The organism is Gammaproteobacteria bacterium, from assembly GCA_019911805.1.
Lineage (GTDB): Bacteria > Pseudomonadota > Gammaproteobacteria > Thiohalobacterales > Thiohalobacteraceae > JAHJQQ01.
This window is the reverse complement of the sequence record JAIOJV010000124.1, coordinates 1-7,017: the sequence shown is the minus strand read 5'-3', so window position 1 is coordinate 7,017 and position 7,017 is coordinate 1. Positions and strand designations below refer to the sequence as shown.

8 protein-coding genes are annotated in these 7,017 nt (G+C 66.9%); 5 read left to right on the top strand and 3 right to left on the bottom strand.

All coding sequences use genetic code 11. The features are described 5' to 3' along the window. Nucleotides 1-59: 59 nt before the first annotated feature. On the bottom strand, nucleotides 60-914 hold the full coding sequence (locus K8I04_15470; protein ID MBZ0073115.1) for a PHP domain-containing protein: 855 nt from the start codon (nucleotides 912-914) through the stop codon (nucleotides 60-62). 429 nt (nucleotides 915-1,343) lie between these two features. Here K8I04_15470 and K8I04_15465 point away from each other — a divergent pair, with 429 nt between their 5' ends. The 4 genes from K8I04_15465 to K8I04_15450 are packed head-to-tail and all read left to right on the top strand — an operon-like array spanning nucleotide 1,344 to nucleotide 3,326. Next, nucleotides 1,344-1,889 carry a septation protein A gene (locus K8I04_15465; GenBank protein ID MBZ0073114.1) on the top strand — a complete coding sequence of 182 codons (546 nt, stop codon included), beginning with the start codon at nucleotides 1,344-1,346 and terminating at the stop codon, nucleotides 1,887-1,889. After that, nucleotides 1,889-2,188 carry a YciI family protein gene (locus K8I04_15460; protein MBZ0073113.1) on the top strand — a complete coding sequence of 100 codons (300 nt, stop codon included), beginning with the start codon at nucleotides 1,889-1,891 and terminating at the stop codon, nucleotides 2,186-2,188. Before K8I04_15465 ends, K8I04_15460 begins: the two co-directional genes overlap by 1 nt. After that, entirely contained in the window at nucleotides 2,188-2,463 is a 276-nt protein-coding gene (locus K8I04_15455; protein MBZ0073112.1) for a BolA family transcriptional regulator, read from the top strand. Before K8I04_15460 ends, K8I04_15455 begins: the two co-directional genes overlap by 1 nt. Nucleotides 2,464-2,519: 56 nt before the next feature. Beyond that, nucleotides 2,520-3,326 (top strand): peptidylprolyl isomerase, encoded by an 807-nt coding sequence (locus K8I04_15450; protein ID MBZ0073111.1) that lies wholly within the window; start codon nucleotides 2,520-2,522, stop codon nucleotides 3,324-3,326. Nucleotides 3,327-3,404: 78 nt separating this feature from the next. Here K8I04_15450 and K8I04_15445 read toward each other — a convergent pair whose 3' ends face one another. After that, nucleotides 3,405-5,204 carry a P-loop NTPase gene (locus tag K8I04_15445; protein MBZ0073110.1) on the bottom strand — a complete coding sequence of 600 codons (1,800 nt, stop codon included), beginning with the start codon at nucleotides 5,202-5,204 and terminating at the stop codon, nucleotides 3,405-3,407. Nucleotides 5,205-5,404: 200 nt separating this feature from the next. Beyond that, a complete protein-coding gene (locus tag K8I04_15440) occupies nucleotides 5,405-5,758 on the bottom strand; it encodes a thioredoxin family protein (protein ID MBZ0073109.1) in 354 nt (117 codons plus the stop codon). A 281-nt stretch (nucleotides 5,759-6,039) separates the two neighbouring features. Between K8I04_15440 and K8I04_15435 the strand changes: the two genes are divergently transcribed. Then, nucleotides 6,040-7,017: YafY family transcriptional regulator (locus tag K8I04_15435; GenBank protein ID MBZ0073108.1), on the top strand; the 978-nt coding region annotated here is incomplete at its 3' end.

Genomic DNA, 7,017 nt, shown 5'->3' with positions numbered 1-7,017 from the left:
TCGGGAACTGGGATTCGGGGGTCGGGATTCGGGATTCGGGGGTCGGGGGCGTTGAATCGTCAGGCAGTGCCGGCCGGCGGCAGGTCCCAGTCCTGCCAGACGGGGACGCAGCCTTCGGGCAGCGGCGGGATCCGGCCGAGTTCCACCCAGGGGTTTTCCGGGCCATGATAATCGGAACCGCGCGAGGCCTTGAGCTGCAGACCGCGCGCGATGCCGGCCATGCGTTCGGTATCGTCACGGCTGTGGCTGCCCGAAACCACCTCCAGGGCCGTGCCGCCGCAGGCCTTGAACTCCTGCAGCAGCCGCCGCAGTTTGGTGCCGGTCAGCGGATAGCGGGCCGGATGCGCCAGCACCGCCTCGCCACCGGCGCCACGGATCCAGTCGACGGCCTGCGCCAACTCCGCCCATTCGCCGGGCACATAACCGGGCTTGTTGCGCACCAGAAACTTCTTGAAGACCTCGCGCAGGCTGCGGGCGCGCCCGCAGGCCACCAGGAAGTGGGCGAAATGTGTGCGGCTCAGGATGCGGCCGTGGGCGAAGCCCTGCGCACCCGCATACGCACCCGGAATACCGGCCTTCTCCAGACGCCGCCCGATCTCCTCGGCGCGCCAGTCGCGGAAGACCTGCAATGTGGCCAGTCCGGCCCGCAGCGCGGCGTTCTCCGGATCGACGTTCAGGCCGACGATGTGTACCGTGAGGCCGCTCCAGGTGACCGACACCTCCACGCCGCAGACCAGGCGCAGCGGCAGCCCGGCCGCCGCCGCCCGCGCCTCGGCCAGCCCGTCGAGGCTGTCGTGGTCGGTCAGCGCCAGCACGTCGATGCCGGCGGCATGGGCGCGGCGCACCAGCTCGGCGGCGGCGAGGCTGCCATCCGAGGCGGTCGAGTGGGTGTGCAGGTCGTAATGCAAGGACATCCGCACAGTGTACCCGATCAGCGCCGGTCGGCGCGCATGAGTGGGCCGGACACCCTGGCGGACACTTCCAATAGATACGTCAGGGTTAATGGGACTTGCTTAAACCATTATCTTGGCCACGGAATCCACGGAACAACACGGAAAAAGACTCATTAAATATAAAACCCGGAGGCTCGATCTTGAGTGATGATCCTGAGTTTACCTGTTGAATTCATTTCGTATTGTTCTGGAATTCCGTGGCCATTTTTCCAAGGTATCGGTTTCAGTACACACCATTCACCCCAGGCTCGTCGGCGCTGCGCGTCCCGGTCGCGGCGGCCGGGCAAAGTGCGGTACCATGCGCGTCCGCAACTGAAATGGTTTTTTTTTGTCAACTGATTGGGACACTGCACCGGGCCTCCTTCTGAACAACGCCGACACTCCGACCGCATGAAACTCCTCTACGACTTCTTTCCCATCCTGCTGTTCTTCGTCGCCTACAAGCTCTATGGCATCTATGTGGCGACGGCCACCGCCATCATCGCCACGGTGCTGCAGGTCGCGCTGTTCTGGCTGCGCCATCGCCGCGTCGAGAAGATGCACGTGATCACCCTCGCCATCATCGTGCTGTTCGGTGGTGCGACCCTGCTGCTCCGGGATCCGGTCTTCATCAAATGGAAGCCCACGGTCGCCTACTGGCTGTTCGCCGCGGTGTTCCTCGGTAGCCAGTTCATCGGCGCCAAATCGCTGGCCGAACGCATGATGGGCCACGCCATCCAGACCACGCGCGCCGTCTGGCGCCGGCTGAATCTGGCCTGGGTGGTGTTCTTCGTCGTCATGGGCGTGGTCAATCTCTACGTCGCCTATCACTACTCGGAAGAGACCTGGGTGAACTTCAAGCTGTTCGGACTGATGGGTCTGACGTTCGTGTTCGTGCTCGCCCAGGGCCTGATACTGGCGCGCTTCATCGAAGACGGACCCGACCTGGAGAAATGATGCTCTACGCCATCATCAGCCGCGATGTCGACGACAGTCTGCAGCGGCGCCAGGACGCGCGCCCGGCGCACCTCGCACGCCTCGAGGCCCTGCGCGATGCCGGCCGCCTGGTGCTGGCCGGCCCGCACCCGGCCATCGACAGCAACGACCCCGGTCCCGCCGGCTTCACCGGCAGCCTGGTGGTGGCGGAATTCGAATCCCTGCAGGCAGCCCGCACCTGGGCGGATGCCGATCCCTATCTCGAGGCCGGCGTCTACGCCGGCGTGACCGTGAAACCCTTCAAGAAGGTATTACCCTGATGAGTACAACCCGTGTGGACCTGATCCGCGAACGCCTGACCGCCGCGTTCGCCCCGACCCACCTGGACATCCAGGACGATTCCGCCAAGCACGCCGGTCATGCCGGCGCACGCGCCGGTGGCGGCCATTTCCGGGTGCGCATCAACGCCGCGGCCTTCGCTGGCAAGTCGCCGATCGAGCGTCACCGCATGGTCTATGCGGCGCTCGGCGACGCCATGCGCAACGACCTCATCCACGCCCTCAGCATCGAGGCCGACGCGCCCGACGCCGGCTGACCGCGTACCACCCGCGCCGATCTCCGGCGCCCAACCCAACAAAAGGAATGAACTGCATGAACATTCGCTTCGCCCCGCCGGTACTCGCGGCCCTGCTGCTCGGCCTGGGCCTGAACACTGCCGCCGCCCAATCGAACGGCGACGCCGTAGTCGCAACCGTCAACGGCCAGCCCATCACCCAGGAGATGCTGGATATCTATTCCCAGCAGCGCATGCGCAACGGCGGCCCGCCGCCGCAAGACCCCGCCACCCCGCTGAACGAACTCGTCGACATCGAACTCGCGGTGCAGGACGCCGAAAAGCAGGGCATCGATAAGCGTCCCAACGTCGTCAAACAGCTGGAGTGGCAGCGTCGCAGCCTGCTGGTCGGCGTGAGCATGCGCGACTATATCGCTGCGCACCCGGTCAGCGAGGAGGAACTCAAAAAGGCCTACGACGAAAGTGTCAAGGGGCACAGCGGCAAGGAGTACCACGCCCGTCACATCCTGGTCGAGACCGAAGACGAGGCCAAGGACATCATCAAGACCCTCGGCAAGGGTGGCGATTTCGCCGAACTCGCGAAGACCCGGTCGAAAGACCCGGGCAGCGGTCAGCAGGGCGGTGATCTGGGCTGGTTCGGCAGCAACCAGATGGTCAAGCCGTTCGCCGATGCCGTCGCCGGCATGAAGAAGGGTGCGATTTCCAAGAAGCCGGTGCAGTCGCAGTTCGGCTGGCACGTGATCCAGCTCGAAGACACGCGCGACGTGGCGCCGCCTACGTTCGACAGCCAGAAAGCTCAGCTGCAGATGCAGCTGCAGAACAAGCGCGTCGACGACTATATCGCCGAACTGCGCAAGAGCGCGAAGATCGACATCAAGAAGTGATCGCGCTGCCGGGGCCTGCCTCGCCGCAACGGATGCGGTGGGCGGTCCCGGTGGGGCACCGTCACCCTGCCCCGCTCGTCAGCTCGGTGACGAGCCCTCGCGCCGCACGGTCTGCTGCCCCGGCTGCGCGTCCCCGCCGATGAATGCGCACAGCAGTGGTTCCCGATCCCGCCGTGGGATCTGATAGATCACCATGCCGCCGCTGCGGGCGATACGCTGATGGGGGTACCTGCCGAGCAGCGCCGCCGACACCGATTCCACCGGTCGATCGGTCACCCGCTCCCGGCGTACGCTCGCAATCCGCTGCGTTGCAGTCTCGCCGTCATCCTCACTGCCCATCAAGGCATTGCCACCCGCGGCCAGATACACATCGAGACACTGGCCGTCATCCTCGCGGTTATCCAGCACGATGCAGCCGTCACGCCCGACCGTCAGCCAGTAGCGGGCCTGCGAACCCAACTGGTGCATCTTGCAGCCGGTGATGGCGCACTGGGCGAAGACCTCTTCGACCAGTTCATCGGGTGAGTCGATGCCGCCGCAGTGCAGCGAGATCCGCGTGTAGCGCCCGGGACGCAGGCTGAGATCGTTGCCCGCCTCCACCTGTACATGCTCGACCTCGATCGGCAGGCGGGCGTCGCCCGCCGTGGCCCGACCGGCCTTGGCGAGCATGCGCCCGACCACCCGGCGCAGCTGCAGGCTGTCGATGGGGGTCGGCCGCAAGGCATTGCGCACCCCCTGAGCCGAACCGCGCACCTCGCCCGCCCGACGCCCGACGGGTGCAGGGGCGGCCGCGCCCCGTGGTGTCGGCATGGACGGCACCGACGGTGGCACGGGCGCTGCAGCCTCCGGGGTGCCGCCGCGCAGCGCCCGCAGCTCGTCCATCACGGCCTCGAGGGCCGCGTCGACGCGCGTCAGGCGGTCGTCCACCGTGTGCTCACGGGCCGCGAGCGGCGCGGACGACAAGCGCGATACCCGGTCGGCTGGCTGCTCGGCTGGCTGCTCGGCTGGCTCGGCGACTGGTCGGCCGGATTCCGGGGGCGCGGCAGTCACAGGCGGAGTGGCGGTGGGTGGCGCGGGCGCGACCTCCTCACCGGTCATGCGCGCCCAGAAGGCGGCGATCCCGCCCGCCGCCGTTGTCGGTGGCGGGCCGGTCAGCAGCCGCTCCGCCAGGTGCTGAATGGCGGTGCCGGCCGGACCCTCCGGATCGAGCACCGTCACCGGCAGCTGCTGGTGGGCCGCCTCCGCAACCCGCGGATCGGCCGGCACCCAGCCGAACAGCTCCAGCTCGATGCCCTGATAGACACGCACCACCTCCCGAAATTTCCGGTAGGTCTGCTGCGCCTGCTGCTCGGACTGGGCGAGATTCACCAGCACGCGCAATTGCCCCGCGTAGCCGTCGTGCAGCAGCAGCTTCACCAGCGCATAGGCTTCCGTGAGCGCGCTGGGTTCCGGCGTGACCACCAGCAGGACCTCCGGGGCGGCACGCAGAAAACCCAGTTCGGTGCGTCCGGCCCCGGCCGAGGTATCGAGCACCATCAGATCGTAGTCGGCCAGTGCGAGGAACTCCCCGCCCAGGCGGCGCAGCGCCCCCGGGCCCAGGTCGGCCATTTCCGCCACGCCGGAGCTGCCGGGGATGATATCGACGGCGAAGGTGTCGCGAATGACGATGTCGCGCAGATGATGGGTCCCGGCGATGACGTCGCCGAGCTGGTGCCTGGGGCTGAGTCGGAGGAGCAGATTGACGTTGGCGAGACCGAGATCGGCGTCGAACAGGCAGGTGCGCACGCCCCGCCGGGCGCACTGGAGCGCCAGGTTGACGCTCAGGTGGGTCTTGCCAACCCCACTCTTACCGCTGGTCACTGCGATGATACGTGTCATACCTCGCCGCCCGCGGGGCGCCCGCCTTCATCCGTTCGGCCGACCGCCACGCTGAATTATTGTTATGGCATGCGGGCATGGTAACGCCGCGACAAATTTCTGGCAATGCACCCGTCGCGCGCGGTCCACCCGCCCCGGTACTGAGGAGCGCACGGCGGGGTCTGACAAACGGCAACGATGGATGGGGGGACGCGCGCCGCTCAGCCCAGCAGGCGACTGTGCTGCTCGATGAATTCGCGCACGAAATGCGCCGGGCGCGCACTGCCGAACCGGCCGCGCTCCTCGCCTTCTTCGATCAACAGAATAGTGGGGAAACCACGCACCCGGTAACGTCCGGCGATCTTCATATTGTCACCGTCGTCGACCTCGACCTTCACCAGCGCCAGCCTGCCCGCGAACTCCGCGGCGAGCTTCTCCAGGATCGGCGCGATCACCAGGCAGGGCGGACACCACTCCGCCCACAGGTCGACCAGCACCGGCCGCTCGTGCGAGGCCTGGATGACCAGCTCCTCGAAGGTCCCGAGCGAGGCATTGTAGACGTGCGGTTTGGACATGGGGATGCGGGGTGGCCACAAAGGGGCGTGTTATACCAGCCCACCCGGTGACTGCCAAGCCGGCCGGGTCGTGGTTTGACTTCGCGTCTGCCGGCGGTACTCTAACCCACAAACTAAAAGTGGTCGAAAAAAAGTCGCATCAGACTGAAAAATAATTTCAGCCCCGGAAACACACACAAGGCTGCGTTGTTGTGTGATTCCGTGGCCATTGCAGTTTTAACATCAAGGGGAGGGAACGGCCCGTGCCACCGGACGATGGTGCGCCTTGGCCGGCTCGAGCGATGGACAAACTCACGCGGCTCTACACCCTGCACACGCTCTTTCGCAGCCGTCGCCTGCCCGTACCCCTGACGGCCATACGCGAGGAACTGGATTGCTCGGAGCGCACCGCCCGCCGCGCCATCGCCGAGCTGCGGGACCAACTCCGGGCCCCCATCGAATACGACCGCGAACGCAACGGCTTCCAGTACGCCGGCCCCGAGCGCGACCGCTTCGAACTGCCGGGGCTGTGGTTCCGTCCCGACGAACTCTACGCCCTGCTCACCTCGCACCAGCTCCTGGACGCCCTCCAGCCCGGCCTGTTCGCGCCCTATATCGCGCCAATCCGCGACCGGCTGAAGTCCCTGCTCGCCCACCACGATGCCGGCCATGCCGACTTCGGCCGCCGCATCCGCCTGCTGCAGATCGCCGCGCGCCCTGCCGACCTCGATGTCTTCCGCACCCTCGCCACCGCCGTCATGGCCCGCCGGCGCCTGCGCCTGCTCTACCATGGGCGCGAACGCGACACGACCACCGAGCGCACCGTCTCCCCCCAGCGGCTGGTGTACTACCGCAGCAACTGGTATCTGGACAGCTGGTGCCACCTGCGTGAGGCCTTCCGGCATTTCTCCCTCGACCGCCTCCACACCGTCGAAACCCTGGCCGAACCCGCCCGCGAATTCCCCGACGACGAACTCGATCGCCACTTCGCCGGTGCCTACGGCATCTTCGCGGGCGAACCCAGCGCCACCGCCACGCTGCGCTTCACCCCGTCCGCCGCCCGCTGGGTCGCGGACGAACAATGGCACCCGCAGCAGGCAGGCCGCGTCCTGGACGACGGCGGCTACGAACTGAAAGTACCCTACGGCCGACCGGAGGAATTGGTGATGGACATCCTGAAATACGGCCCGGAGGTGGAGGTGATCGGACCCGCCGACCTGCGGGAGCGGGTGGCGCAGGCACTCCGGGCGGCGACGTCGAGCAGATGCAGGATCAGCGGG